This is a genomic window from Methylobacterium frigidaeris, assembly GCF_022179185.1.
Classification (GTDB): Bacteria; Pseudomonadota; Alphaproteobacteria; order Rhizobiales; family Beijerinckiaceae; genus Methylobacterium; species Methylobacterium frigidaeris.
This window is the reverse complement of sequence record NZ_BPQJ01000019.1, coordinates 86,049-110,708: the sequence shown is the minus strand read 5'-3', so window position 1 is coordinate 110,708 and position 24,660 is coordinate 86,049. Positions and strand designations below refer to the sequence as shown.

Genomic DNA, 24,660 nt, shown 5'->3' with positions numbered 1-24,660 from the left:
CGCCGTCACCGGGAGCTGACAGATGGGCCTCTCGCTCGCGCTCAATTCGGCACGCTCGGCGCTCCTGGCGACGTCGAGCCAGATCGCCGCCTCCGCCCGCAACACCGCGGGGGCGAACGACCCCGGCTATTCGCGCAAGGTCGTCAGCCTGGTGAGCGGCACGGGCGGGACCACGGTCGTGGTGACCCGCGCGAGCGACGGGGCCCTGTTCGCGCGCAAGCTCTCGGCGGGCTCGGCCGCCGCCGAGGGACAGGCCCTGCTCGACGGCCTCACCGCCCTGTCGCGGACGGTGGGCGACACCAGCGACGCGGGCTCGCCGGCCGCGCGGCTCGGCGCCCTCAACGCGGCGCTCCAGGCCGCCGCCAACCGTCCGGACGATGCCAGCCTTGCCCGGGCGGCGGTCGAGAGCGCCCGCGACCTCGCCGCCAGCCTCAACACAGCGGCGGCGGCCGTGCACGACGCCCGCGCCCAGGCCGACCAGGGCATGGCGGATTCGGTCGCACGGATCAACGACCTGCTCGGGCAGTTCGACCAGGCCAACCGGGCGGTGATGCGCGGCACGGCGAGCGGTCAGGACGTCAGCGACAGCCTCGACGATCGCGACCGCATCCTGTCGCAGCTCTCGCAGGAGATCGGCATCTCCGTCTCCGACCGTCCGGGCGGCGACATGGCGATCTATACCGACAGCGGCGTGCCGCTGTTCGATCGGGGCGCCCGGACGGTGAGCTTCACCCCGACAGCGGCCTTCTCGGCGGGAACCGTGGGCGCGGCCGTGACGGTCGACGGCGTGCCGGTCACAGGGGCCACCTCCCCGATGCGCCTCGAGAGCGGGCGGCTCGCCGGCCTCGCCGCCTTGCGCGACGAGAGTGCGGTCACCTACGAGAAGCAGCTCGACGCGATCGCCGGCGCCCTGATCGAGACGTTCCAGGAAGCCGATACCCGCAGCACCAGCGATCCGGCCTATGCCGGGCCGAAGGCCGGCCTGTTCACGGCGGAGACCGGCAATGCCATGCCGGCCTCGGTCACCGGGCTCGCCGGCCGCATCGCGCTGAACGCGGCAGCCGACCCCCAGGCGGGCGGTACCGTCACCGTCTTGCGCGACGGCGGCATGAACGGCGGTCCCTACCGGGCGAATCCGGGTGGCGACGCGGCCTATGCCGGGCGCCTGCGCGGATTGATCGCCGGGCTCGCGACGGCGCGCAGCTTCACCCCGGGCCCGCCGCTGAACGAGACCGCGACGCTCGCGGGCTTCGCGGCGGATTCCGCCGGCTGGCTCGAAGGGGCCCGCAAGACCGCTTCGGACGACGCCGATTACCAGAAGACGCTGCTCAGCCGGGCCACCGACGCCCTGTCGAACGCCGTCGGCGTCAACGGCGACGACGAGACCGCCCTGATGCTGCAGCTCGAGCGCTCCTACACGGCCTCGGCCAAGATCCTGACCATGGTGGACGACCTGCTGAAGACCCTCCTGACCGCGATCCGGTGAGGCGTCCCGGCAATCCCCCGTAAGACAGAGCCCTGCCAGCCATGATGACCACGAGCTACATCTCCAGCCTCAGCCTGTGGAACACCCCGCGCAGTGCGTCGAGCCGGCTCCAGGCCGAGATCGCGAACGCGACCCAGGAGATCGCCGGCGGGCGCTACGCGGATGTCGGCCACGCCCTCGGGGCCCAGGTGGGCCGCAGCCTCTCCCTGCGCCAGAGCACGGCGGAGATCGCCGCCCTCAAGGACGGCAACGGCCTCACCGCGCTGCGCCTCGGCGCCAGCCAGGGCGTCCTGCAGCAGCTGCAGAAATCCACCGACGCGCAGCTCGCGACCCTGACCGGAGTGAGCGCGGACAAGCGCCTGGCCGCGATGGCGGCCTCGGCCGACGACAGCCTGGCGTCGCTGACGAACCTCCTCAACTCTTCCGCGAGCGGGCAAGCGCTGTTTTCCGGCACCAGGACGAGCGTCGCCCCGATCAAGGACGGGGCCGTGGCGGATGCCAGGGCCACGGCGGCCACGGCGTTCCAGACTGCCTTCGGCTTCGCGCCGGGCGACCCCAGGGCCGCCACCCTGACGGCGGCGCAGGTGAGGACCTTCCTCGAGAGCACGATCGCGGCTCAGTTCGCCGATCCGAACTGGGGCACCACCTGGTCGCAGGCCTCGAGCACTGCCGTGACCAGCCGTATCGCGCTCGGCGAGACCGTCACCACCTCGGTCACCGCCAACGAGACGGCCTTCCGCCAGCTCGCCCAGGCGGGGATCGTCTCGAGCCTCGGACTCGCCGGCCTGTCGGCCGATGCCCAGGCGGTCGTGTCCGAGCGGGCGATGGGCCTCCTCAGCAAGGCCAGCGCCGGGCTGGTCTCGCTCCAGGCCGACCTCGGCCGCAGCCAGACGCGGATCGCCGATGCCAATACCCGGCTCGACGCCCAAGGAGACCTCATCAAGAAGGAGATCGCCCGCCTCGAGAGCGTCGATCCGACCGAGGCCCAGGCCCGGCTCGCCGCCGCGAAAACCCAGCTTCAGATGTCCTACTCGCTGACCGCGCAGCTCCAGGAGCTGTCGCTCCTGAAATACGTCGCGTAGCGCCCGCCCCCCGGGCCGCGCGATGGCCGCCAAGCCGCGCGACCCGTCCACACGCGCAGACACCAGACCGACGAGGCATCGGCCCGATGTATCGCTTTTCCTATTCCGAGATCCTGGAGGACGCCCCGGAGGTCGGCCGCGAGCGCGAGCGCGCCGCCTTCGACCGGGCGATCACCCTCCTGCGCGACGTCGAGGCCCGCGGCCTCGGCGGGCCGGAGCGGACCGCCGCGGTCGGCTTCGTGCAGGATCTGTGGAACGTCCTGATCGCCGACCTGCTGGCGCCCGAGAACGCCCTGCCCCCCGCCCTGCGCGACGACCTCGTGTCGATCGGCGCCTGGACCATGCAGGAGGCGGGCGCCGTTCTGCGCTCGCCCGAGCGCAGCCTCGCCGCGCTGATCGAGGTGAACACCTCGATCCGCGACGGGCTGCGGTGAGCCGCGCCATGCGCCTGTCGCTGCGCGCCGGGGAGCGGATCTACATCAACGGCGCCGTGCTGCGGGTCGACCGCAAGGTGGCGATCGAGCTCATGAACGACGCGACCTTCCTGCTCGAGAGCCACGTGCTGCAGGCCGAGGACGCGACGACGCCGCTCCGCCAGCTCTACTTCGCCGCCCAGACCATGCTGATCGATCCCGGCCAGTCCGCGGCGGCGCGGGCGCTCTACGACGGCATCCGCGACGGCCTTTTGGCGGCGAGCGGCGAGGCGGCCCTGCACGAGGGGCTCTCAGCCTCCCATGCCCTGGTCGAGAACGGCCGCCTGTTCGAGGCCCTGAAGCTGATCCGCGGGCTCTACCCCCTCGAGGCCGCCCTGATGAAGGCCGGGGAAGCGCCCCCCGCGCGGGGCCCGAGCCCGAGCCTGAGCGCACTGGCCCGCCGCCCCCGCGGCCCCGACCGGCCCCGCGAGCGCGCGGCCGTGCGGCCCCCGGCCGCGGGCCGCCGGCCCGCTGCCACCGCCCTGCCCGCCCGAGACCCGGAGGCCTGAATGACCGTCGACAGCACCGCCAGCGCCACCGCGACCACCGGGACCGCCGCGACCGCGGCCGCCGCCAAGGCCGGCAGCTCCTTCGCCGCCAAGCTGAACTCGGACACCTTCCTGACGCTGCTGATGGCGCAGCTCAAGAACCAGGACCCGACGAAGCCGATGGACTCGACCGAGTATGTCGGCCAGCTCGCCACCTTCTCGCAGGTCGAGCAGGCGACGAAGACCAACCAGAAGCTCGATTCGCTGCTCTCTTCGAGCTTCCTCGACCAGGCCGACACGGTGATCGGCCGCACCCTGACCTCGGCCGACGGCACCCTGACCGGAACCGTCCAGTCCGTGCGGGTGACGAGCGACGGGGCCCTCGCGCGGCTGACCAGCGGCCAGGAGGTGCTGCTGACCTCCGGCGTCGTGATACAGTAGGGCGGCGTTCCAGAGCCCCCATGCGTTCCCCATGAGGTCCCCATGAACGAGGTCGACGCCCTCGAACTCGTCCGCGCGGCGATCTGGACGGTGATCGTCGCCGCGGGCCCCGCGGTCGGCGCCGCGATGCTGGTCGGCATCGCGGTGGCACTCTTGCAGGCGCTCACCCAGATCCAGGAGGTCACCCTGACCTTCGTGCCGAAGATCGTGGTGATCCTGCTCGTCCTCCTCGTCACCGGCACCTTCGTCGGCTCGCAGATCCACGCCTTCGCGGAGGCGGCGTACGGGCGGATCGCGACGGGGTTCTAGAATTCCTCGGTTGGCTCCGACGAGGTTGAAACCCGCCAAGTCATCGCGGGCTCCGCGTCGTGGCCCCGGAACGACGATGCAGGAATCGTCTCCTTCGGAGGATCATCCGCCGGGCTGACCGGACGCACCCCGATGGGCCGGTGGTGCCGGCCGAGGCCTCCGTCCCCAACCCCCGCGCAAGCTAGCCGTGGCACACCCTTCCCCGAAAAATCCTTCGCGGAGGGTGGTGGGGTCATGGCGGTGGGCGCGGCGCTGGCAGTCGAGCGCAAGTCGCGGCGGGATTTCGGCTTCGCGGCCGGCATCGTGGCGATCCTGGCGGTGCTGTTCCTGCCGGTGCCGGCGGTGCTCATCGATATCGGGCTCGCCTTCTCGATCGCCCTGTCGGTGCTGATCCTGATGGTGGCGCTCTGGATCCAGAAGCCGCTCGAATTCTCGTCCTTCCCGACCGTGCTGCTGATCGCCACGCTTCTGCGCCTGGCCCTCGGCATCGCGACGACGCGGCTGATCCTGGCCAACGGCCAGAAGGGCGTGGACGCCGCCGGCCACGTCATCCAGGGCTTCTCGCAGTTCGTGATGAGCGGCGACTTCGTGATCGGGATCGTGGTGTTCCTGATCCTGATCACCGTCAACTTCCTGGTCATCACCAAGGGCGCGACCCGCATCGCCGAGGTCGGCGCCCGCTTCACCCTCGACGCGATCCCCGGCAAGCAGATGGCGATCGACGCCGATCTCAATGCCGGGCTGATCGACGACAAGGAAGCGCAGCGCCGCCGCCGGGAACTCGAGGAGGAGAGCGCGTTCTTCGGCTCGATGGACGGCGCCTCGAAATTCGTGCGCGGCGAGGCGGTGGCCTCGCTCATCACCATCGCGGTCAACGTCTTCGGCGGCATCATCATCGGCACGACGCGGCACGGCATGCCGCTCGGCGCCGCCGCCGACATCTTCACCAAGCTCTCGGTCGGCGATGGCCTGGTCTCGCAGATCCCGGCCCTGATCGTCTCGCTGGCCGCCGGCCTCCTCGTCTCGAAGGGCGGCACGCGGGGCACCGCGGAGCAGGCGGTGATCGGCCAGCTCGGCGCCTATCCCCGGGCGCTGCTGGTGGCCGCCGCCCTGATGGGCGTGTTCGCCCTGGTGCCGGGCCTGCCCTTCCTGCCCTTCGTGGCCCTGAGCGGCCTCCTGTTCTTCGTCGCCCGCACCATCCCGCGCCGCCTCCAGGCCCAGGCGGCGGCGGCCGACGCCAAGGCCAAGGCCGAGGACGCCGTGAAGCAGGCCGAGACGAAGGAGAAGGATTCGGTCAAGGAGTCGCTCAAGACCCCGGAGATCGAACTCTGCCTCGGCCGCCAGGCCGCCTCGCAGATCCAGGCCTCGCAGGCCGAGCTCGGCCACCGCGTCGCCAAGATGCGGCGCAAGTTCGCCCGCCAGTACGGCTTCGTGGTGCCGGACATCAAGGTCTCGGACAACCTCGCGCTGCCGCCGAAGAGCTACCAGATCCTGATCCACGGCACCGTGGCGGCCGCCCAGGAGATCCGCCCCGGGGAGATGCTGGTTGTGGTCGGCGACGGCCCGAAGCCCGACGTGCCGAGCGACGAGGTGCGCGAGCCCGCCTTCGGCCTGAAGGCGCTGTGGGTGATGGATGCCTATGCCGGCGAGGTCCGCCGCGGCGGCTTCGAGCCGATCGACGGCGCCTCGGTGCTGCTCACCCACCTCTCCGAGGTGATCCGCAACAACCTGCCGCAATTCCTCTCCTACAAGGACATGCGCGGCCTGCTCGACCGGCTCGATCCCGAGTACAAGCGCCTGCTCGACGAGATCTGCCCGTCGCAGATTTCCTACTCCGGCCTGCAGGCGGTGCTCAAGCTGCTGCTCGCCGAGCGGGTCTCGATCCGCAACCTGCACCTGATCCTGGAGGCGGTGGCGGAGATCACGCCGCATGCGCGCCGGGCCGAGCAGATCGCCGAGCACGTGCGGATGCGCATGGCGCAGCAGATCTGTGGCGACCTCGCCGAGAACGGCGTGCTCAACGTGCTGCGCCTCGGCGCGAGCTGGGACCTGTCGTTCCACCAGAGCCTGAAGCGCGACGCCAAGGGCGAGGTGGTGGAGTTCGACATCGACCCGCGCCTCGTCGAGCAGTTCGGCACCGAGGCCTCGGAGGCGATCCGCGCCCGGATGCGGGAGGTGCACGGCTTCGCCCTCGTCACCGCCCCGGACGCCCGGCCCTACGTGCGGATGATCATCGAGCGGATCTTCCCGACCCTGCCGGTGCTCTCGCACCTTGAGATCGCCCGCGGCGTCGAGATCAAGTCGCTGGGCACCGTCTCGTGACGGGAATCGGGCCGGACAGCTTCCTCGCCGTCTTCCTGATCTTCTGCCGGGTCGGCGGCTGCCTCCTGGTGGTGCCGGGCTTCTCCAGCCCCCGGGTGCCGCAGCAGGTGCGCCTCCTGATCGCCGGGGCCGTCTCCCTCGCCATCGCGCCCCTGATCGTGCCGCAATTCGAGCCGCGTCTCGCCGGTCAGGTCCCGACCCAGACGCTGGCCTGGATCGTCAGCGAGACCCTGACCGGTCTGATGATCGGCTTCCTCGGCCGGGTCTTCATCCTGGTGCTGGAGACGGTGATGAACGCGACCTCGACCATGGTGGGCTTCGGCGGCATGCCGGGCTCGCCGGTCGAGGGCACCGACCCGGTGCCGGCGGTGGAAGGACTGATCCTGCTCACCGCGACGGCGCTCCTCTTCGCCGCCGACCTGCACTGGGAGCTGTTTCGCGGCCTCGTCGAATCCTATGCCCGCATCCCGCCCGGCGAGGGCGTCGGCAGCCAGGTCATGCTGACCCGGATCGTCGACCAGGTCGCGAGCGCCTTCATGCTGGGCCTGCGCATCACCGCGCCGTTCATCATCTACGCGATCCTGGTCAACCTGGCGGCGGGCTTCGTCAACAAGCTCACGCCGACGATTCCCGTCTACTTCGTCGCCACGCCGTTCGTGATGTTCGGCGGCCTCCTGATGCTCTACTATCTCGCGGGCGAGTTCATGACGCAGTTCCTCCTCGGCTACGCGTCCTGGCTGCAGCGCGGCTGATGGCCAGCACCGGCGACCGGCTGAAGCGCGCGAGGCGCCTCGTCACCGTGCAGGAGCAGATGCGCCGCGCGGCGGAGATCGAGCTGGTGGCGACGCGAGAGCGCGCCGCGGCGATCGAGGCCGACCGGGCCCGGCTCCTCGCGGCATTGGCCTCCTCCGATCACGGCCCGATGCTGCTCGAGGCTACGGCGAAGCGCCTGCGCGGGCTCGCGGCGGAAGCCACCGCGGTCGAGGCGGAGGCCGCCGCGCAAGCCGCGGCGGTGCGCGAACGAGGCCTCGCCCAGAAGCGCGCCGAGGCCTTGGCCGAGCGCCGGGCCGACGATCACCGCCGCGACGCGGACAAGCGCGACGACCTCGACCGTCTCGACGGCCTGGCGGCAAGACTCCCGGCCCGTCCCGACGCAAGCCTCCCGTAAGCCAGACCCGCTAAGACCCCGTTTACCAAAAGATCCGGACCCGCCCGCTGATGAGCATCTCCCCGCCCTCCGACATCGTGCTCGACGTGGCCCGGGCCGCCGATCCGTCGCGTTATCAGGAGGCCGCCGCCAAGCTGTCGCAGCCGGGCAGCGCCGGCGCCACCGCCTTCGCCGATGCGGCGCGCGACGTCGGGCTGTCGACCCACATGCCGCTCGATGCCCGCGGCGCCCTCATGAACCTGCAGAACCAGACCGCGCTGACCGGCGCCGGCAGCGACCCCTACAAGAAGTTCGAGGGGCTGGTGCTGCAGCAATTCGTCGAGGCGATGATGCCGGAGAAGTCCGAGACCGTGTACGGCAAGGGCAATGCCGGCGGCATCTGGAAGTCGATGCTGGCCGAGCAGATCGGCACCCAGATCGCCAAGGCCGGCGGCATCGGCATCGCCAAGATGCTGAACGCCGCCCACCCGGCCGCCCCCGCCGCGCCTGCGGACGCCGCCAATCCCGCGGCCAAGGTGTGACGGCCATGCTGCTCGCCTGCATCAAGCGGCTCGAAGCTGTCGTCGAGGAGGAGACCGAGGCGCTGGAGGCGCGACGAGCGGTCGACCTCGACGGCCTCAACCGCCGCAAGAGCCAGGGGCTCCTCGAACTCACCCGCCTCACCCGCGGCCTCGACGTCGCGGCGCTCGACACCACCGTGGCGATCCACCTCGCGCGTCTGCGCGACAAGCTCGCCCGCAACCAGCAGGTCGTCGCCCTGCACCTGCGCGCGCTGGAGGAGATCGACGACACCCTGGCGCAGGTCGCCCTGGCTGCGGAATCCGACGGCACCTACTCGGCGCGGGCGAACCTCCGGTCATGAAGATCCTGATCACCGGCCTGTGGATCTGCGCCGTCACCATCGCGTCGTGCTACGGCGCAGTGACCTTCGGCGGCGGCATCTTCTCCAAGAAGACCGAGCCCTACCTGGAAGGCTTGCAGTACCAGAAGCTCGCGCCGATCAACATCCCGATGATCGCCGACGGGAAGGTGCAGGGCTACGTCATCGCCGTGCTGGTCTTCACCGCCGACGCCAAGCTGATGCACACCCTGCCGGTGCCGCCCAACGCCTTCGTGGTCGATGAGGCTTTCCGCCAGATCTACGGCGACACGGCCCTCGATTTCCGCCGCCTGGCGAAATACGACATCACCAAGCGGCTGGCCGAGGTGCGGTCGAAGGTCAACGAGCGCCTGGGCGGCGACGTCGTCAAGGACGTGCTGGTGGACGAGATCAACTTCGTGGCGAAGCGGGAAGTGCGGTCGTAGAGGCCGACACCCCCTGAAAATCCCCTCCCCCGTTCCGGGCCCGGAACGGGGAGTGTCGGAAACGGGGACAGGTCAGCGCCCTATCCCCCGAACACCGACGTCAACTGCTGCCCGCCCCGGCTGATCGTCACCTCCCACATCGAGGCGGGACTGCGGGTCATGCGCTCCAGGTCCTTGGTCGAGGTCACCGGGGCGCCGTTCACCGCCAGCACGAGGTCGCCCTTCTGGAGGCCGGCCCGGTTGGCGAGGGTGCCGCTCTCGACCTCGGCGATGATGACGCCGTCGCCCTGCGCCTGCGCCGGCAGGTCGAGCTGAAGGTCCTCGGCCACCGCCGGCGACAGGTTGACCGCGGTGGCGCCGAGGAAGGGCGAGCGGGTCTTCACCTTCAGGGTGTCGCGCGGGCGGGTCTCCGGCGCGGGGCCGAGGCGCACCGGCACCGTCGTGCGGGTGGCGCCGCGCAGGACCGTGAGCTTGGTCTCGCCCTTGATGCCCTTGAGCGCGAAGCGGTAGCCGAAGGCCTCCGGGTCGTCGACGGACTGGCCGTCCACCGCCAGGATCACGTCGCCGCGCTTCAGGCCCGCCTCCTCGGCCGGGCTCTTCGGCTGCATCGAGGCCACCAGCACCCCGGTCGGGTGGTCGAGGCCGACGCTGTCGGCGATGTCCGGGGTCACGTGCTGCAGGCGCGCGCCGAGCCAGGGCCGGCGCACCGTGCGGGCGCCGCCCTTGGCGGTCTCCACCACCGCCTTGACCATGCTGGCGGGGATGGCAAAGCCGATGCCGTGGCTGCCGCCGGATTGCGAGTAGATCGCGGTGTTGATCCCGACGAGGCCGCCGCTGAGGTCGACGAGCGCGCCACCCGAATTGCCCGGGTTGATCGCCGCGTCGGTCTGGATGAAGAACTGGTAGTCAGCCGAGCCGACCTGGGTGCGGGCGAGCGCCGAGACGATGCCCTGCGTCACCGTCTGGCCGACGCCGAACGGGTTGCCGATGGCGATCACGAAGTCGCCGACCTGCAGGTGCTCGGAATCGCCGATCTCCATCGGCGTGAGGCCGCCGCTCGGGCTCTTGATCTTCAGGATGGCGAGGTCGGTGCGGGGATCGCGGAGCAGGATCTGCGCCTCGAACTCGCGCCGGTCGTTCAGCGCGACCTTCACCTCGTTCATGTTCTCGATGACGTGGTTGTTGGTGACGATCAGCCCCGAGGCGTCGACGATCACGCCCGAGCCGAGGGAGCGCTGCGCGCGCTCCTGCGGCAGGTTCGGGCCGGCATCGCCGAAGAAGCGGCGCAGGAACTCGTCCATCGCGCCGCGATTGGCGGCGCGCTTCTCGACATGGGTGCCGTAGACGTTGACCACGGAGGGCGCCGCGCGCTTGACCAGCGGCGCGAAGGAGAGCTGCACCTGCGCCTTGGATTCGGGCACGGCCCGGTTGTCCTGCAGGGCGCGGAAAGGCGGCACCGACTCGGCCTGCGCGGCCGCCGATTGGGCGACCCCGAGGAGGAGCGCGGCGAGCAGCAGGGAGGTCGTCGGTCGGCGCATCGGCATTCGGCTCCGGAAAATCGGGTTCGCGGTCTGGATGCTCTCTCACATGACAGCACTGCGCTGAAAAGATGGCGCCTCGGCCGCACCGGTCATCCCGGCATAGAGGTCGCGGAGCGCGCTCGCATGGACGTCGAGGGTCATCGGAGCGGCCCAGTAGCGCCCGTGGGCCGCCTGGCCGAGACGGCGCACCAGGGCATCGTCCTTCAACCGGCCGAAGACCTCGGCGAGCGCTGCGACCTCGGGCGCGGCGACGAAGCCGGTCTCGGCCTCGCGGATCTTCTCCCCGGCGCCGGCCCGGTCGGACGCGATGGCCGGGATGCCGGCGGCCAGGGCTTCGTAGATCGTCAGCGGGCCGGTCTCGAGCCAGCGCGCCGGCGCCACCACGGCGCGGGCCCGGCGGCGCAGCAGTGCCTCGACCTCCGCCGGCGCGCGCCAGCCGACCACCTCGGTTCCCGGCACGGTGCGCAACTCCGCCGCGAGCGGGCCGTCGCCGACGAACAGGGACGGCAGACCTGCTTGATGGGCCGCCTGCGCCACGAGGTCGGCGCCCTTCTCGCGGGTGAAGCGGCCGACGAAGGCGAGCGCGTCGCCGGAGGCCGGATCGGCCGGGGCGGCGCGGTCGACCCGCACCGGGTTGTCGATCCGGTGATGGCGGAAGCGCCGGCTTCCAAGCAGCGGTTCGAGCCGCGCCCGGCTGCCATCGGAGACGTGGACGAGGTCGAGCGGGCGGCGGGAGAAGCCCCGGGCGATCGCGGCCGATTGCACGACGGAGCGGGCCAGCCGCACCGCCTTGTGCGCCCGCGATTGCGGATCGCAGGACGCCGCGAGGCAGCCGGCCGAGAGCGGCCGCAACGCGCAGGGCTCGGCCCGGTCGAACCGGTAATACACGCCGTTCGGGCAGGCGAGGAAGTAGTCGTGCAGGGTCACGGCCACGGCTGAGCCGCTGCGCGCCAGCACGGAGAAGACGGCAGGCGAGAGCGAGCGGGTCCATTGGTGCAGGTGCAGGACGTCGGGCCGCGCCGGCAGGGCCGCGAGCGCAGCATCGAGGCGCCGCGCCGCCTCCCGGTTCCAGATCCCCTCGACCGCGCCGCGCCAGGCCGGCCGCTCCCACACGTCGGTGAGGCCGAGGCCGATCCGGCGGATGTCGGGATGGTCGAGCATCGGGTCGGCGGGCCCGTCGACCCCGTGAATCAGGGTGACGGCGATTCCAGCCTCGGCGAGGCCGCGCGCGGATTCGATCGCGACCTTCTCGGCGCCGCCTTTCGGCGTCGCGAAATTCGTCAGGATGCCGACATGCATGGGACGGGCCCTCTCACGCCGCGACCCTAGCCGGCGAGGCGCCACCGTCCCGTTAAACGCGCCGCGGACGCAACAGGCCCTGGCCCCGCGCGTTAGCCGGGCAGACCGCCACCGAACGAGGAAGCCCCGATGAGCGACACCCAAACCCCGAATCAGGACCAGCCCGGCTTCCGCCGCGACAGCGCCTCGCCGGAGGACAAGGCGCGGCCCGAGAACCAGCAGGGCAAGCTCAACGAGCGCCTCGACGAGGGGCTCGAGGAGACCTTCCCGTCGAGCGACCCGGTCTCGGTGAAGATCACGAAGTAGCCTGAACGACGAGCAGAAAGAGGAGCGGCGCGGGGGTCAATCCGCGCGGCGCTCCTCATGTCTTGGCCCCGACAGCACCTGGCGTCTACTGCACCTCGAGCAGCCGTCGGGCGATGACCTGGGCCTGGATCTCCGCCGCACCCTCGAAAATCGAGAGGATGCGGGCGTCGCAGAGCAGGCGGCTCACCGGATATTCCAGTGCGAAGCCGTTGCCGCCGTGGATCTGCAGGGCGTTGTCGGCCGCGGCCCAGGCGACGCGGGCGGCCAGCAGCTTCGCCATGCCGGCCTCCAGGTCGCAGCGCTTGCCCTCGTCCTTCTGGTGCGCGGCGAAGTAGGTGAGCTGGCGGGCGATATTGATCTCCACCGCCATCATGGCGAGCTTGTCGGCGACCCGCGGGAAGGAGACCAGGGGCTTGCCGAACTGCACCCGCTCCTCGGCGTAGCGCAGGCCGACATCGAGGGCCGATTGGGCGACGCCGACGGCGCGGGCCGCGGTCTGGATGCGGGCCGATTCGAAGGTCTGCATCAGCTGGGCGAAGCCCTTGCCCTCGACGCCGCCGAGGAGATTCGCGTCCGGCACCTTGAATCCGTCGAAGGCGAGCTCGTACTCCTTCATGCCGCGATAGCCGAGCACCTCGATCTCGCCGCCCGACAGGCCCTCGACCGGGAACGGATCCTCGTCGGTGCCGCGGGGCTTCTCGCCGAGCAGCAGCGACAGACCCTTGTGGCCCGGCTCCTCGGGCTTGGTGCGCACCAGCACGGTCATCAGGTCGGCGCGGACCGGGTGAGTGATCCAGGTCTTGTTGCCGCTGATCCGCCAGGTATCGCCCTCCTTCACCGCCTTGGTGCGCAGCGACGCTAGGTCCGAGCCGGTATTCGGCTCGGTGAAGACGGCGGTCGGCAGGATGTCGCCGGAGGCGATCTTCGGCAGGAAGCGGCTCTTCTGCTCCTCGGTGCCGCCCCCCAAGATCAGTTCGGCGGCAATCTCCGAGCGGGTGCCGAGGGAGCCGACGCCGATATAGGCCCGCGACAACTCCTCCGAGACCACGCACATCGAGATCTTCGGCAGGCCCATCCCGCCATACTCTTCCGGGATGGTCAGCCCGAACACGCCGAGCTCGGCCATCTGGGCGATGATCTCAAGAGGGATGTAGGCGTTCTTCTGGTGCCACTCATGGGCGTGGGGCGCGACCTCGGCCTGGCCGAAGCGGCGCATCTCGGCGCGGATCGCCTCCATGTCCTCATCGAGGCCGGTCTCGCCCACCGTGGCGCTGCCCTGGCCCTCGCGGATCAGCCGCACCAAGGCGGCGCGGTTCCCGGCGGTGTTGCCCTCCGCGATCAGGGTCTCGACCGCCTCCGAGCGGTGGCGCGCCACCTCCTGGGCCTTCAGGCCGAGGGACGAGGTCGGGCGCACCATCTCGCCCTGGCTCATCGGGATGCCACCGAAGAGCTGCTCCAGGTACTCGCCGAGGCCAATGCGCACGAGCAGCGTCTCGGTCTCGCCGAGGCGGCCCTGGCCGGCGAGGTGGGCGGCGTAAGCGCCGAGCTGGGTGATCGCCTCGGCATAGGTCGAGAGCCAGGCGAGGCCGTGGGCGGCGTGCTGCTCGGCCTCGAGGCGCTCGGGCGAGAGCCGCCCGTCGGCTCCCAGAAGGCCGGCGCGCACGCGCCGGGCGGCATCCGCGGCGAGCGCCTTCGCAGCGAGGCCCGCCTCCTGCGCGAGGGTGACGAGATCGGTCGGGGCGGGGGCGGCCTGGGCGGACATCGGTCAGGTCTCCGGTCAACTTTGCTGCAGCGCATACAAATAGCGGCGAATCGCCGGCCTGTAGAGGGGCCGGCCTGCCGTTGCGGTCCGACTTTTTGGGCAGCGGCGATCAGTGCGCCTCACGACACTCCCGCTGCGCCGACACTGCCGGCGCGCACGATGCCGGTGATCGGGAGTTTCGTGAGGGACGCCTATTGCGCCGTGACGCCACCGTCGATCACCATCTCGGCCCCGGTGACGAAGCCGGCCTCGTCCGAGGCGAGGTAGGCGGCCAGCCCCGCGATCTCCTCGGCAGCGGCGTTGCGGCCGAGGGGCACCGAGGCGCGCAGGCGCTCGGACAAGGCTTCCGGGGTGTAGCGGCTGCCGCTGGCCAGATCGCGCAGCATGTCGGTCTCGGTGAAACCGGGATGGATCGAGTTGCAGCGTACCCCGTAGGCCTGCCGCGCGCAGTGCAGCGCGACCGACTTGGTGAGGAGCCGCACCGCCCCCTTCGAGGCGTTGTAGGCCGCGAGGTTGTGCCCGCCGACGATGCCGGAGACCGAGGAGAGGTTGATGATCGATCCGCCGCGGCCGGCCGGCGGCTTCATCGCCCGCACCGCGTGGCGGCAGCCAAGGAAGGTGCCGTCGACGTTGATCGCCTGGACGCGGTGCCAGTCCTCCAGGGTGACGGACTCGATCGTGCCGACCACCGCGATCCCCGCATTGTTGACCAGCACGTCGAGGCCGCCGTGGCGGGCCACCGTGCGGTCGACGGCCCGGATCCAGTCCTCGTCCTTCGTGACGTCGAGGGCGCAGGAATGGAAGGCGGGGTTCTCCGTCGCCACCCGCTCGGCTTCTCCCCCATCGATATCGGCGAGGATCACCGCCGCTGCGCCCTCGCGGGCGAAGCGCCGCGCGATCGCGAGCCCGATTCCCCGCGCGCCGCCCGTGACCAGGGCGACCTTGCCGGCCAGACGTTGCATCCTGATCCTCCTCCCCTGCTCCGCCTCTTTCCGGGCGGCCGGTCAGGGTGGCGCGGCCGAGGCGCGCCCGCAAGTCCGAAGTCGAGGCCGTCGGGCCGTGGCAGCGCCGACTGTCCAGACCGCGCCCCCGAGCCGCAGGGCGGGCGCTTCGCCCGCTCGCGCAACGCCTCATACCCGTACAGGCTCGGCTTCGCGTCGGTTTCTATCAAGGGTGACAAGCTTCTCGGCTTTCGAGCATGGACGACGATGCCACGATTAGCCGCCCATTGCGCACACTCATCTCAGCCAGGCACCGAGCAGCCATGCTTTGTCAGCCCATGATTGATATGATTTTATTTCTAGTATAGGATTGTTGTTTGCTTTAGCCCAGCCCTTCGACAGGGAGCGGTGCCGTGCGAAGGCGCGAATGCATATCCCTCCTGGGGACATTCCTATTCCTGCGCTCGACGACGGCCGAGAGCCGATCTAGGCCGGGAACTTGGCAAATCGGGGTCATCACGGCCTACGCCCCCAACGATGCCGAGATCCAGCCGCGAATCGACGCTTTCACGAATACGCTGTTCAGCTTGGGTAATCACAGCCGGAGCAACACGGACATATTTCTCAAATCCGCGTCGGGAAATATGGACCTCATGAAAATCCACGCGAGGGAGACGGTCGGACGGCGCCCTGACGTCATCTTATCCGCGACCACACCGGCCACAGCAGCTATCCTCGCGGAAACCAAGGACATCCCGGTCGTGTTCGTCAGCGTATCGGATCCCGTTGGAAGCGGATTCGTGACACATTTCGCACGCCCTGACAGGAACGCGACGGGCTTCGTCAACACAGACCCGACTCTGTGCGCGAAATGGGTCGAGATCCTGAAAGACGTTGTGCCGGGCATGTCCTATATTGCCATCATGTATAATCCCAAAACCGCACCCTATTCGAAATCGTATATCGAACCCTTCAAGCTGGCGGCGCACAAATTCGATATCGAGCCCGACACACTCGCTGTTTTCGATGAGAAGGATATCGCTGCTGCCATCAAGGCTGTCCGTCAGAGACAGGGTGGGATCGTGCTGATGAACGACAGTTTTAATACGAATAATAGATTTCTGATTAATTCACTGACACGAGAGCACAAAGTTCCGACAATGTCTTACAACCGCCATATCACTGCCAGTGGCGGCCTGATCTCCTACGGCGTAGATGAAGTGAGCATATACTCCCGGGCCGCACATTACATTCATCGCATCCTGCAAGGTGAGACAATCAACGCATTGCCTGTTCAGACGCCCGACATCATCAATCTAACGGCAAACATGCAAACCGCCAAATTGTTAGGAATTTCGCTTCCAGAAGCGATCCTCATGCAGGCGAGTGAGGTTTTCGAATAAGCGCCGGATCGTCTCGGATGTCTGGAATCTGCGCGTGGATGCTCGGGCAGCGTTCGATCGGATTGCAACATCGACTGCACCAGTGCCGTCCAGCGACGCGTCGTGGGGTCGAGGATGGCTCGCGATCCTCACCTGTCCGGGTCCGGAACGGGAGAGACTTACGAAGTGCCGTCGGCCCGTCAGGTGCGGCTGGATCCCGCTGTCGTGCACGATGGCGTTGCAATCGGACGCCGTGCGAAGTCTTTGATCGTGCCGCCTCTTCTGCGACGAACCGATATCATCGACGTCGGAGAATGCTCTAGAACTTCACCGCCGCACCGCCCCGCACGGTGTTGAGGTTCAGCTTGTGGCCGTCGAAGTCGTTGAACAGGACGTATTGATACTCCGCCCGCAGCAGCAGGTTCGGCGTGATGGCGTATTCCAGGCCCGCTCCCGCCGCGATGCCGCCGACGATCTTCTCCTTGGAGGGCGTGAAGATGTCCGGCGCGGCGAGCACGCTGTTGCCGGGATCGTTCTGCAGGAAGGTCTTGTAGCCGGAATTGTGGACGTAGACCCGCTGCGACGGGTCGGCGAGGGCTTGGTTGCTGCGGTAGGTCGCCTGGTCGTACTCGTAGCCGCGCACCGCCACCGTCTCGGCGATCTGGGCCCGGCCGATCGCGAAGCCACCGGTCACGAAGGGCATGAAGCCGGCGACGGTGTAGCCGACGCGAGCCCGGATGGTGGCGTAGTCCTTGATCTGCGTCGTCGCGTCGCCGGCGAGGTAAGCCCCTCTGAGAGAGCCCCCGCTATCGACGATCTCACGGCCGATCTCGTCGCTGCTGCGGCCTTTCAGGCCGAGATGGGTGTAGTCGAGCTCGACGCCGATCACGGTCTCGTCGAACTGGTAGTTCACTCCCGCGAAGGCGCCGAAGCTCGTCCCGTCCCGGCGCACGTCACGGGCATGCAGGAGGCCGGAGGCGCCGAGGGTGGATTCGATCGCGGTGGCGCGCAGGGCCTGGGCGACCGACGAGCGGAAGACGTCACCGAAACCGAAGCTCGCGCTCGACCAGCCACCGTGGCCGCCAAGATAGATCCCGTCCCAGACGTCCGGAGACGGAAGCGGTGCCGGCTCGACGCCGCCGCGCAGGCCACCGAAGTCGAGATCCGCGGCCTGCACCGTCATGGGCGCTGCGACGCTTAAGCCGACCAGACAACCGCCGACGAGAAAACCAAAGCTCGCGAAACGCATCTGGGCCGCCCCCGGCTTGTTAATCGGCAAATTTTGCCGTGCCGCTGGGAGGATAATGTCGTGGTAACCTTAAATTTCGGTTACACACTCCGGCATGACGCTAGGGACGGTCCGAAATGCCGATCGCCCGGTGTGGCGGGCACACCGGGCGATCGGTCACGCGGATTCGGAAGACGTCAGTAGGCCAAGCCGCCCAGGCCCGGCAGGGCGAGGCCGTTGCCGAAGGCCCACCGCAGCCCGACCCGGAACTCGTTGGCGGCGATGTCCTTGATGCGGGTGTTCTGGTTGTAGGCGTCGAAGCCGGTGCGGGCCTTGCCGACCTCGAGGTAGCGGTAGCTGGCGTCGACGCTCACGCCGGCACCGATCTGGTAGGAGATGCCCGCCATGGCCGCCCAGGCGAGACCGACCGCGGTGTGGTTGGCGCGGGCGTCGTACCCCTGCGCCCCGAGTTGATAGGCGCCGTCGACGCCGCTGCCGCAGGCGGTGGTGAAGCAGGTGGTGCCGGTCCAGGCGTCGTGGAAGCGCTTGCTCGCCATGCCGACGCCGGCGCCGATATAGGGGGTGAAGCCCCACCAGGTGCCGAGATCGACGTAGACGTTGAACAAGCCGGTCAGGACATCGAGCTTGCCGGCCTCGGTGTTGAAGCCCTCGACGAACAGCGTACGCGAGGAATAGTCGCGGAAGCGGCTGCGGGTGCGCCCGTCGATGGTGACGTCGGCGCGCAGGAAGCTGTTGAAGCGGTAGCCGATGCCGCCGCCATAGCCATCGGTGTCGCTGAGGCGGAAGCCGACGAGCTTGGCGCCCTCGGTGCCCGGGAGGGTGTCGTCCTTCGGGTGGCGGAAGTCGCTCGCCGTGTAGTCGCCGCGCAGGTACCAGCCGCTGCCGATCTGCACCGGGGCAGCGAGCGGCGGTGGCGGTGGGGGTGGCGGCGGCAGCAGATCGGCAGCGAGCGCGGGCGCGCCGAGCAGGCCGAGCCCGAAAGCCGCGACCGGAATGCAGTGACCGAACCGTGCCATGGGGCGCCCTTTCCTGCCCCTTCGGCTCCTCAGCCGGGGCTTGCTTGTCGCGAGTGAGTGTGCGGGCTCGAGCGGCCCGACGACTTTACGTAATATCAGAAGGTGAGCGGCGACTTGACCCTAACGGTCCACCACCGCGATCTCCGGCGCGAGCACGCCGGAGACGTGTCGCTCGCTTCAATACTTGCGCACCAGCGGCATCATCGAAGGCGGGGGCGGCTCGTAAGCGGCGGCCAGGACCGGCGCGCCGAACATCCAGCGCATGCCGAGCTTGATGTCGTGCGCCTCGATGTCCTTTACCTTGATCGGCGCCAGGGGAGTGCCGCAGAAGCAGTTGAGCACGCCGGTGCTGCCCTCGCCGAGATTGAGGTAGCGGTAGGCGAGTTCGAGCTTCACGTTCGGCGTGACGGCGTAGGACAGGCCGGCGTGCAGGGCCCAGGCCAGGCTCGTCTTCGTCTGGTTCTTGTAGGTGCCGCCGCTGATGCTCTGGTAGCCGTACTTGCCCCACTCCGGATAATCCGCGTAGGTATAGCTGCCGGTGATCTGGCTCGACTCCGACAGGCCGGAGAAATGGTGGAACGCGGCGCCGACGCCGGCGCCGACGAACGGCGTGACGCCGTAATAGGTGCCGAGATCAGCGTAGCCGTTCACCAGGACGACCGCGGCCGAGTAATTGCCGTTGGTGGTCTCGTAGGTGGCATCGTCGTGGTCGCGGCGAAGGCCGGCTTCATCGTAAGTCGGGTACTTCGACTTGAAGCGGTCGTTTGTGCGGAAGCCGCTGGAGAAGCGGTACTCGCCGGTCACGTCGCCGCGCAGCCAGGAATTGAACTGGTAGCCGACACCGATGCCGGCAAAGCCGCCGCCGCCGAGATCGGTGTTGTAGTAGTTGACGACGTCCGGGCTCGGCACGGTCGAGAGCTTCGGCCGGGTGTAGATGCTGGCGCCGACATCGCCGCGCAGGTACCAGCCGCCGCCGAACTCGACCGGCGGGGGCGGCAGCGGCGGGGGCGGAGGCGGCAGGAGGTCGGCGGCGTGGACGAGCCCCGGCGCAGCCACGCTCGCAGCGAGCGTGAAGATGCGCGCCAGCGCGAGTGGCTTGCTGCGGCCCATGACGGTTCCTTGTGGTGAAAGGCCGCGAGGACGTCGGGCGGCCGTTCTGGAAGACGTCATGACTGTCGCTGAGTTCGGTAAACCCGCGCTTAACGTTAAGCCTTAGGGATGAGAAAGTGTTGCACTTGATTGATCGGACGCCGGCGCCGGGGTCCAGGCTCGAAGCCCCGGATGCGAAGGCGGGGCTCGGCTTGCGCAAGTGATGCGCGTAGATTTGCCGGGAACTCGCGCCTTGGCTGTGGCTTGGGCGGAACGGAGGACGTCGCTGCCTCCGTTCCGCGAGAAATCGGTCAGGCCGCGACCTTGCGCAAGGCCTCGACGACGTCGTCGACCACCCTCACCACGAGGTCGCGGTCGTCGCCCTCGGCCATTACCCGGATCACCGGCTCGGTGCCGGAGGGACGAATGACCAGGCGGCCGCCCTCCCCCAGACGCTCCCGGGCGCCCTCGATGGCGGTGACGACGGAATCCTGGCGCAGCGGCTCGCCGCCGGCGCCGTAGCGCACGTTCTTGAGCACCTGCGGCAGCGGGTCGAAGCAGTGGCAGACCTCGCTCACCGGGCGCTGCTGGCGCTGCACCACCGAGAGGAGCTGGAGCGCCGCCACCAGCCCGTCGCCGGTGGTGGCGTAATCGGACATGATGATGTGGCCGGACTGCTCGCCACCGAGATTGTAGCCGTGCTCGCGCATGTGCTCGAGCACGTAGCGGTCGCCGACGGCGGTGCGGACCATGCCGAGGCCGAGGCCGCCGAGATAGCGCTCGAGGCCCAGATTCGACATGATCGTGGCGACGATGCCGTTCTTCGACAGGCGGTCGTCCTCCTGCCAGGACCGGGCGACCACCGCCATCAGCTGGTCGCCGTCGACCCGCTGGCCCTTCTCGTCAACCACCAGCACCCGGTCGGCGTCGCCGTCGAGGGCGATGCCGATATCGGCGCGCAGCTCACGCACCTTGGCGACCAGGGCTTCCGGCGCGGTCGAGCCGACATCGCGGTTGATGTTGAAGCCGTCCGGCTCGGTGCCGATGGCGATCACCTCGGCGCCGAGCTCCCACAGGGTTTCGGGCGCCACCCGGTAGGCGGCGCCGTTGGCGCAATCGACCACCACCCGCAACCCGTCGAGGGTCAGGTTGCGCGGCAGGGTGCGCTTGGCGAACTCGATGTAGCGGGCATGCACGCTCTCGATGCGCTTGGCCCGGCCGAGATCATGGGATCCGGCGAGCCTGACCTGCAGGTCGGCGTCGATCAGGCGCTCGATCTCGCGCTCGACCTCGTCGGAGAGCTTGAAGCCGTCCGGCCCGAAGATCTTGATGCCGTTATCCTCGAACGGGTTGTGCGAGGCCGAGATCATCACCCCGATATCGGCGCGCATCGACCGGGTCAGCATCGCGACGGCCGGCGTCGGCATCGGGCCGAGCTGCAGCACGTCCATCCCCACCGAGGTGAAACCGGCGATGAGCGCGGTCTCGATCATGTAGCCCGACAGGCGGGTGTCCTTGCCGATCACCACGCGGTGGCGATGGTCCCCGCGCTGGAACACGAGGCCGGCGGCTTGCCCCACCTTGAGCGCGAGCTCCGGCGTGATGACGCCGTTGGCCCGCCCCCGGATGCCGTCGGTCCCGAAATACTTGCGCACGGCTGTCGTCTCCCTGTCCCGTTCCGGGCCAGCGGCCCCCGTCTCGCACGATTAGCGCAAGGCTGGTGCCGCCATCACCCGGACGCGGTCACATGCTGTTTGGGTTATTTTGCGACTTCGGCACAACAACAAGGGGCGACGGGATCTCTCCCGCCGCCCCTCGTCGCGAAAACCGACCGGTGTGGATTCCGGGCCCGCGTCAGGCCTGTGGCTGCGGCTCGTAGCCGCCGTCATTCTCCCGCGGCCGGCCGCGGCCGGCGGAGGGGACCGGCGAGCCGCGGGTGGGGTTCGTCGGATAGTCGCCGGCGTCACGCACCGGGGGCTTGCCGTCGAGCAGGTCGCGGATCTCGTCGCCCGACAGGGTCTCGTACTCGAGCAGGCCGCGGGCCAGGGCCTCGAGGTCGTTGCGGCGCTCGTCGAGGATGCGGCGGGCATCCTGAAGACCGGCCTCGACCAGGCGGCGGACCTCGGCGTCGATCTTCTGGGCGGTGGCCTCCGACACGTTCTGCTGCCGGTTGACCTGCATGCCGAGGAAGACCTCGTCGTTGTTCTCGCCGTAGGCGACGGTGCCGAGCTCGGGCGAGAAGCCCCAGCGGGTCACCATCATGCGGGCGAGGCGCGTCGCCTGCTCGATGTCCGACTGGGCGCCGGAGGTGACCTTGTCGTGACCGAAGATCATCTCCTCGGCGACGCGGCCGCCCATCATGATGGCGAGGCGCGAGGTCATCTGCTCGAAGGACATCGACAGCTTGTCGCGCTCCGGCAGCTGCATGACCATGCCGAGGGCCCGGCCACGCGGGATGATCGTCGCCTTGTGCACCGGATCGGTCGCCGGGACGTTGAAGGCCACGATGGCGTGGCCGCCCTCGTGATAGGCCGTCAGCCGCTTCTCGTCCTCGGTCATGACGAGGGTGCGCCGCTCGGCGCCCATCATCACCTTGTCTTTGGCGTCCTCGAACTCGTGCATCGTGACGATGCGCTTGCCGCGGCGGGCCGCCAGCAGGGCCGCCTCGTTGACGAGGTTCATCAGGTCGGCGCCCGAGAAGCCGGGGGTGCCGCGGGCGATGACCTTCAGGTCGACGTCGGGCGAGAGCGGCACCTTGCGGACATGGACGCGCAGGATGCGCTCGCGGCCGATCACGTCCGGGTTCGGCACGATGATCTGGCGGTCGAAGCGGCCCGGACGCAGCAGGGCCGGATCGAGCACGTCGGGGCGGTTCGTCGCCGCGATGATGATGATGCCCTCGTTCGCCTCGAAGCCGTCCATCTCGACGAGGAGCTGGTTGAGGGTCTGCTCGCGCTCGTCGTTGCCGCCGCCGAGGCCCGCGCCACGATGCCGGCCGACCGCATCGATCTCGTCGATGAAGATGATGCAGGGGGCGTTCTTCTTCGCCTGGTCGAACATGTCGCGGACGCGGCTGGCGCCGACGCCGACGAACATTTCCACGAAGTCCGAGCCCGAGATGGTGAAGAACGGTACGTTGGCCTCACCCGCCACCGCCCGGGCGATCAGGGTCTTGCCGGTGCCGGGGGGACCGACCAGCAGCACGCCGCGCGGGATGCGGCCGCCGAGGCGCTGGAACTTCTGCGGGTCGCGCAGGAACTCGACGATCTCCTGCAGGTCCTCCTTGGCCTCGTCGACGCCCGCCACGTCCTCGAAGGTGACGCGGCCATGGGCCTCGGTCAGGAGCTTGGCCTTCGACTTGCCGAAGCCCATGGCCCGGCCGGCGCCGGACTGCATCTGGCGCGACAGGAAGATCCAGGCCCCGATGAACACCAGGATGGGCAACCAGTTGACGAGCAGCGCGATGAACCACGGCGTGTTGTCCGACGGCGGACGGGCCGTGATGGTCACGCCCTTGCCCTGGAGCTTCGACACCAGCGAGGGGTCGTTCGGGGCATAGGTCGTGAACGTGCCGCCGCTCGTGTAGGTGCCGCTCACCTCCTGGCCGGAGATGACCACACTCTGGATGCGGCCGGCCTCGGCGTCGTTCAGGAGCTGGCTGTAGGCGATCTCCCCGCCGCCCGAGCGGTGACCCGGGTTCTGGAACAGGGTCACGAGGGCCAGCACCAGCAGGAAGATGACGACCCACAGGGCGAAATTGCGGAAATTGGGGTTCATCGAAGAGTCAATCCCTGAGGAGCGCGGTACCGGGCGGGCGTGCTGGGTGGGGCACCGGCACTCGGACCGCAATGTAGGCACCCGCCCGGGGCTTGCCAAGTAATCGCCCGCGCCTGCGGCGCCGCACGCCGTCGGGCGCAGCCGACCGTCATTCCGGTCGCGGTGTCCGCGGCCGCCGCGGCGGCTCCGGCCCCAGGGTCAGCCGGCCGCCGCCGGCCGCCAGGAGGAGACCCGCGACGGTGCGCCGGCAGGCCTTGCCCTCCCGCAGGGCCGGCAGGATCTCGCCGAGGGCGGTCCGCTCCAGCCGGTCCAGGCGCGCCGGGTAGTGCGACGCCTCGCCCCGTGCCGCGGCGCCCTGCACGGCTCCGACGGCGAGGACGACGACCCGCAGCGCGACCGCCTCGGGCAGGGCCGCGAGCCCGAGCCCGTCGAGGACGAGGCGCCCCTCCCCGTCCGGCTCGGGTCGCCGAAGGTCGCGCAAGGCCGCCTCGGCGGCCTCGCTGAGGGCCGCCTCGTCGCGGCGCAGACGCCCGGCGAGGCGGACGAGACGATCCGCACTCAGCCCCTCTTCGGCGAGGAGCGGCAGCAGGCGCCGCAGGCGCGCACGGCCGAAGCGCGGATCGGTGTTGGATGGGTCGCGCACGAACGGCCAGCCCCGCGCCTCGCAGGTAGCGACGAGGCGGGCCTTCGGCACGCTCAGGAACGGTCGGCCGAGAGTGAGCCCGCCGAGGGCACGGGCCGGCGCCATCCCGGCGAGGCCGGCGGGACCAGATCCGGCGCAGAGGCGCATCAGCACGGTCTCGGCCTGGTCGTCGAGGGTGTGGGCCGTGAGGACGAGGTCGGCGCCGGCCTCCCGGGCGAGGTCGGCGAGCAGGCGGTAGCGCGCCGCCCGGGCCACCTCCTGAAGGCGCGCCGCCGGCTTCGGGCCCGTCCAGGCGAGAACCCGATGCCTCAAGCCGAGCCGGGCGGCGAGGCCGGCGACCCCGTCCGCCTCGGCGGTCGAGGCGGGACGCAAGCCGTGATCGACGGTGGCGACGATGACGGGAACCCCGCGCCCTGCGAGAGCGGCGCAGCCCATCAGCGCCGTCGAATCGGGCCCGCCGGACACCGCCAGCACCGCGCCCCGGTAGGCGGCGCCGGGGCCGATCCAGGGATCCAGGAGAGCCGCGCTCTCGGCCAGGCCGAGAGGTCGACCGGAAGAGAGCCCGTCCGGGCGACTCACAC

Annotated in this window: 23 protein-coding genes and 1 pseudogene; 14 read left to right on the top strand and 10 right to left on the bottom strand. The window is 69.6% G+C overall.

Annotation, left to right across the window (positions count from 1 at the left end):
* The first annotated feature begins 22 nt into the window (after nt 1-22).
* The 12 genes and pseudogenes from flgK (at nt 23) to MFF64_RS20065 (ending at nt 9,074) form a co-directional block, all read left to right on the top strand.
* The gene (flgK, locus tag MFF64_RS20120; RefSeq protein WP_099905122.1) at nt 23-1,486 is read left to right on the top strand and encodes a flagellar hook-associated protein FlgK; all 1,464 of its coding nucleotides are present in this window, start codon (nt 23-25) and stop codon (nt 1,484-1,486) included.
* A gap of 41 nt (nt 1,487-1,527) precedes the next feature.
* Nucleotides 1,528-2,568, top strand: coding sequence for a flagellar hook-associated family protein (locus tag MFF64_RS20115; RefSeq protein ID WP_238192200.1), 1,041 nt, complete (start codon nt 1,528-1,530; stop codon nt 2,566-2,568).
* Nucleotides 2,569-2,654: 86 nt separating this feature from the next.
* Complete coding sequence (flaF, locus tag MFF64_RS20110) at nt 2,655-3,002, top strand: flagellar biosynthesis regulator FlaF (protein WP_099905120.1); 348 nt, start codon at nt 2,655-2,657, stop codon at nt 3,000-3,002.
* A gap of 8 nt (nt 3,003-3,010) precedes the next feature.
* A pseudogene (gene flbT, locus MFF64_RS20105) lies at nt 3,011-3,397 on the top strand (flagellar biosynthesis repressor FlbT); the annotation flags it as partial.
* Between the two features lie 153 nt (nt 3,398-3,550).
* Nucleotides 3,551-3,970 carry a flagellar hook assembly protein FlgD gene (flgD, locus tag MFF64_RS20100; protein ID WP_099905117.1) on the top strand — a complete coding sequence of 140 codons (420 nt, stop codon included), beginning with the start codon at nt 3,551-3,553 and terminating at the stop codon, nt 3,968-3,970.
* A 42-nt stretch (nt 3,971-4,012) separates the two neighbouring features.
* Nucleotides 4,013-4,279 (top strand): flagellar biosynthetic protein FliQ, encoded by a 267-nt coding sequence (locus MFF64_RS20095; protein ID WP_099905115.1) that lies wholly within the window; start codon nt 4,013-4,015, stop codon nt 4,277-4,279.
* A 234-nt stretch (nt 4,280-4,513) separates the two neighbouring features.
* A complete protein-coding gene (gene flhA / locus MFF64_RS20090; protein ID WP_238192198.1) occupies nt 4,514-6,601 on the top strand; it encodes a flagellar biosynthesis protein FlhA in 2,088 nt (695 codons plus the stop codon).
* The gene (gene fliR, locus MFF64_RS20085) at nt 6,598-7,353 is read left to right on the top strand and encodes a flagellar biosynthesis protein FliR (protein ID WP_238192196.1); all 756 of its coding nucleotides are present in this window, start codon (nt 6,598-6,600) and stop codon (nt 7,351-7,353) included. Before flhA ends, fliR begins: the two co-directional genes overlap by 4 nt.
* Nucleotides 7,353-7,769, top strand: a complete 417-nt coding sequence (locus tag MFF64_RS20080; RefSeq protein ID WP_099907515.1) for a hypothetical protein — start codon at nt 7,353-7,355, stop codon at nt 7,767-7,769. The genes fliR and MFF64_RS20080 overlap by 1 nt, the downstream gene beginning before the upstream one ends.
* 50 nt (nt 7,770-7,819) lie before the next feature.
* Entirely contained in the window at nt 7,820-8,290 is a 471-nt protein-coding gene (locus tag MFF64_RS20075; protein ID WP_099907513.1) for a rod-binding protein, read from the top strand.
* Between the two features lie 5 nt (nt 8,291-8,295).
* Complete coding sequence (locus tag MFF64_RS20070) at nt 8,296-8,631, top strand: flagellar protein FlgN (protein WP_099907512.1); 336 nt, start codon at nt 8,296-8,298, stop codon at nt 8,629-8,631.
* Nucleotides 8,628-9,074 (top strand): hypothetical protein, encoded by a 447-nt coding sequence (locus MFF64_RS20065; RefSeq protein ID WP_099907510.1) that lies wholly within the window; start codon nt 8,628-8,630, stop codon nt 9,072-9,074. Before MFF64_RS20070 ends, MFF64_RS20065 begins: the two co-directional genes overlap by 4 nt.
* 80 nt (nt 9,075-9,154) lie before the next feature.
* Here the strand turns inward: MFF64_RS20065 and MFF64_RS20060 are convergent, their stop codons facing one another.
* Both MFF64_RS20060 and MFF64_RS20055 read right to left on the bottom strand, forming a co-directional pair.
* The gene (locus tag MFF64_RS20060; protein WP_099907517.1) at nt 9,155-10,612 is read right to left on the bottom strand and encodes a DegQ family serine endoprotease; all 1,458 of its coding nucleotides are present in this window, start codon (nt 10,610-10,612) and stop codon (nt 9,155-9,157) included.
* 45 nt (nt 10,613-10,657) lie between these two features.
* Nucleotides 10,658-11,914 carry a glycosyltransferase family 4 protein gene (locus MFF64_RS20055; protein WP_099907508.1) on the bottom strand — a complete coding sequence of 419 codons (1,257 nt, stop codon included), beginning with the start codon at nt 11,912-11,914 and terminating at the stop codon, nt 10,658-10,660.
* A gap of 129 nt (nt 11,915-12,043) precedes the next feature.
* On the opposite strand from MFF64_RS20055, the gene MFF64_RS20050 reads away from it, so the two are divergent.
* A complete protein-coding gene (locus MFF64_RS20050) occupies nt 12,044-12,220 on the top strand; it encodes a hypothetical protein (protein WP_165795855.1) in 177 nt (58 codons plus the stop codon).
* 85 nt (nt 12,221-12,305) lie between these two features.
* On the opposite strand, the gene MFF64_RS20045 is transcribed toward MFF64_RS20050, so the two are convergent.
* The gene (locus MFF64_RS20045) at nt 12,306-13,982 is read right to left on the bottom strand and encodes an acyl-CoA dehydrogenase family protein (RefSeq protein ID WP_099907507.1); all 1,677 of its coding nucleotides are present in this window, start codon (nt 13,980-13,982) and stop codon (nt 12,306-12,308) included.
* A gap of 191 nt (nt 13,983-14,173) precedes the next feature.
* Nucleotides 14,174-14,944 (bottom strand): glucose 1-dehydrogenase, encoded by a 771-nt coding sequence (locus MFF64_RS20040; protein WP_099907505.1) that lies wholly within the window; start codon nt 14,942-14,944, stop codon nt 14,174-14,176.
* Nucleotides 14,945-15,336: 392 nt separating this feature from the next.
* Between MFF64_RS20040 and MFF64_RS20035 the strand changes: the two genes are divergently transcribed.
* A complete protein-coding gene (locus MFF64_RS20035; RefSeq protein WP_238192194.1) occupies nt 15,337-16,326 on the top strand; it encodes an ABC transporter substrate-binding protein in 990 nt (329 codons plus the stop codon).
* A gap of 298 nt (nt 16,327-16,624) precedes the next feature.
* On the opposite strand, the gene MFF64_RS20030 is transcribed toward MFF64_RS20035, so the two are convergent.
* From MFF64_RS20030 to tilS, 6 genes are all read right to left on the bottom strand, one after another.
* On the bottom strand, nt 16,625-17,488 hold the full coding sequence (locus MFF64_RS20030; protein WP_238192192.1) for an outer membrane protein: 864 nt from the start codon (nt 17,486-17,488) through the stop codon (nt 16,625-16,627).
* A 242-nt stretch (nt 17,489-17,730) separates the two neighbouring features.
* Nucleotides 17,731-18,570, bottom strand: coding sequence for an outer membrane protein (locus MFF64_RS20025; protein ID WP_099903526.1), 840 nt, complete (start codon nt 18,568-18,570; stop codon nt 17,731-17,733).
* A 177-nt stretch (nt 18,571-18,747) separates the two neighbouring features.
* The gene (locus MFF64_RS20020; RefSeq protein ID WP_238192189.1) at nt 18,748-19,680 is read right to left on the bottom strand and encodes an outer membrane protein; all 933 of its coding nucleotides are present in this window, start codon (nt 19,678-19,680) and stop codon (nt 18,748-18,750) included.
* Between the two features lie 290 nt (nt 19,681-19,970).
* Nucleotides 19,971-21,314 (bottom strand): phosphoglucosamine mutase, encoded by a 1,344-nt coding sequence (gene glmM, locus MFF64_RS20015; protein ID WP_099901463.1) that lies wholly within the window; start codon nt 21,312-21,314, stop codon nt 19,971-19,973.
* A gap of 199 nt (nt 21,315-21,513) precedes the next feature.
* Entirely contained in the window at nt 21,514-23,436 is a 1,923-nt protein-coding gene (ftsH, locus tag MFF64_RS20010) for an ATP-dependent zinc metalloprotease FtsH (RefSeq protein WP_238192188.1), read from the bottom strand.
* Between the two features lie 148 nt (nt 23,437-23,584).
* The gene (tilS, locus tag MFF64_RS20005) at nt 23,585-24,658 is read right to left on the bottom strand and encodes a tRNA lysidine(34) synthetase TilS (RefSeq protein WP_099902254.1); all 1,074 of its coding nucleotides are present in this window, start codon (nt 24,656-24,658) and stop codon (nt 23,585-23,587) included.
* Nucleotides 24,659-24,660: the final 2 nt, after the last annotated feature.

Bases quoted from the DNA above. Each gene is read 5' to 3' on its own strand.
- flhA (WP_238192198.1), top strand. From the start codon at position 4,514: ATGGCGGTGGGCGCGGCGCTGGCAGTCGAGCGCAAGTCGCGGCGGGAT.
- flgD (WP_099905117.1), top strand. From the start codon at position 3,551: ATGACCGTCGACAGCACCGCCAGCGCCACCGCGACCACCGGGACCGCC.
- MFF64_RS20055 (WP_099907508.1), bottom strand. From the start codon at position 11,914: ATGCATGTCGGCATCCTGACGAATTTCGCGACGCCGAAAGGCGGCGCC.
- MFF64_RS20065 (WP_099907510.1), top strand. From the start codon at position 8,628: ATGAAGATCCTGATCACCGGCCTGTGGATCTGCGCCGTCACCATCGCG.
- MFF64_RS20025 (WP_099903526.1), bottom strand. From the start codon at position 18,570: ATGGCACGGTTCGGTCACTGCATTCCGGTCGCGGCTTTCGGGCTCGGC.
- MFF64_RS20040 (WP_099907505.1), bottom strand. From the start codon at position 14,944: ATGCAACGTCTGGCCGGCAAGGTCGCCCTGGTCACGGGCGGCGCGCGG.
- MFF64_RS20050 (WP_165795855.1), top strand. From the start codon at position 12,044: ATGAGCGACACCCAAACCCCGAATCAGGACCAGCCCGGCTTCCGCCGC.
- MFF64_RS20115 (WP_238192200.1), top strand. From the start codon at position 1,528: ATGATGACCACGAGCTACATCTCCAGCCTCAGCCTGTGGAACACCCCG.
- MFF64_RS20070 (WP_099907512.1), top strand. From the start codon at position 8,296: ATGCTGCTCGCCTGCATCAAGCGGCTCGAAGCTGTCGTCGAGGAGGAG.
- MFF64_RS20075 (WP_099907513.1), top strand. From the start codon at position 7,820: ATGAGCATCTCCCCGCCCTCCGACATCGTGCTCGACGTGGCCCGGGCC.
- MFF64_RS20080 (WP_099907515.1), top strand. From the start codon at position 7,353: ATGGCCAGCACCGGCGACCGGCTGAAGCGCGCGAGGCGCCTCGTCACC.
- MFF64_RS20095 (WP_099905115.1), top strand. From the start codon at position 4,013: ATGAACGAGGTCGACGCCCTCGAACTCGTCCGCGCGGCGATCTGGACG.
- MFF64_RS20020 (WP_238192189.1), bottom strand. From the start codon at position 19,680: ATGGGCCGCAGCAAGCCACTCGCGCTGGCGCGCATCTTCACGCTCGCT.
- MFF64_RS20030 (WP_238192192.1), bottom strand. From the start codon at position 17,488: ATGACGGTGCAGGCCGCGGATCTCGACTTCGGTGGCCTGCGCGGCGGC.
- flaF (WP_099905120.1), top strand. From the start codon at position 2,655: ATGTATCGCTTTTCCTATTCCGAGATCCTGGAGGACGCCCCGGAGGTC.
- flgK (WP_099905122.1), top strand. From the start codon at position 23: ATGGGCCTCTCGCTCGCGCTCAATTCGGCACGCTCGGCGCTCCTGGCG.
- MFF64_RS20060 (WP_099907517.1), bottom strand. From the start codon at position 10,612: ATGCGCCGACCGACGACCTCCCTGCTGCTCGCCGCGCTCCTCCTCGGG.
- ftsH (WP_238192188.1), bottom strand. From the start codon at position 23,436: ATGAACCCCAATTTCCGCAATTTCGCCCTGTGGGTCGTCATCTTCCTG.
- MFF64_RS20045 (WP_099907507.1), bottom strand. From the start codon at position 13,982: ATGTCCGCCCAGGCCGCCCCCGCCCCGACCGATCTCGTCACCCTCGCG.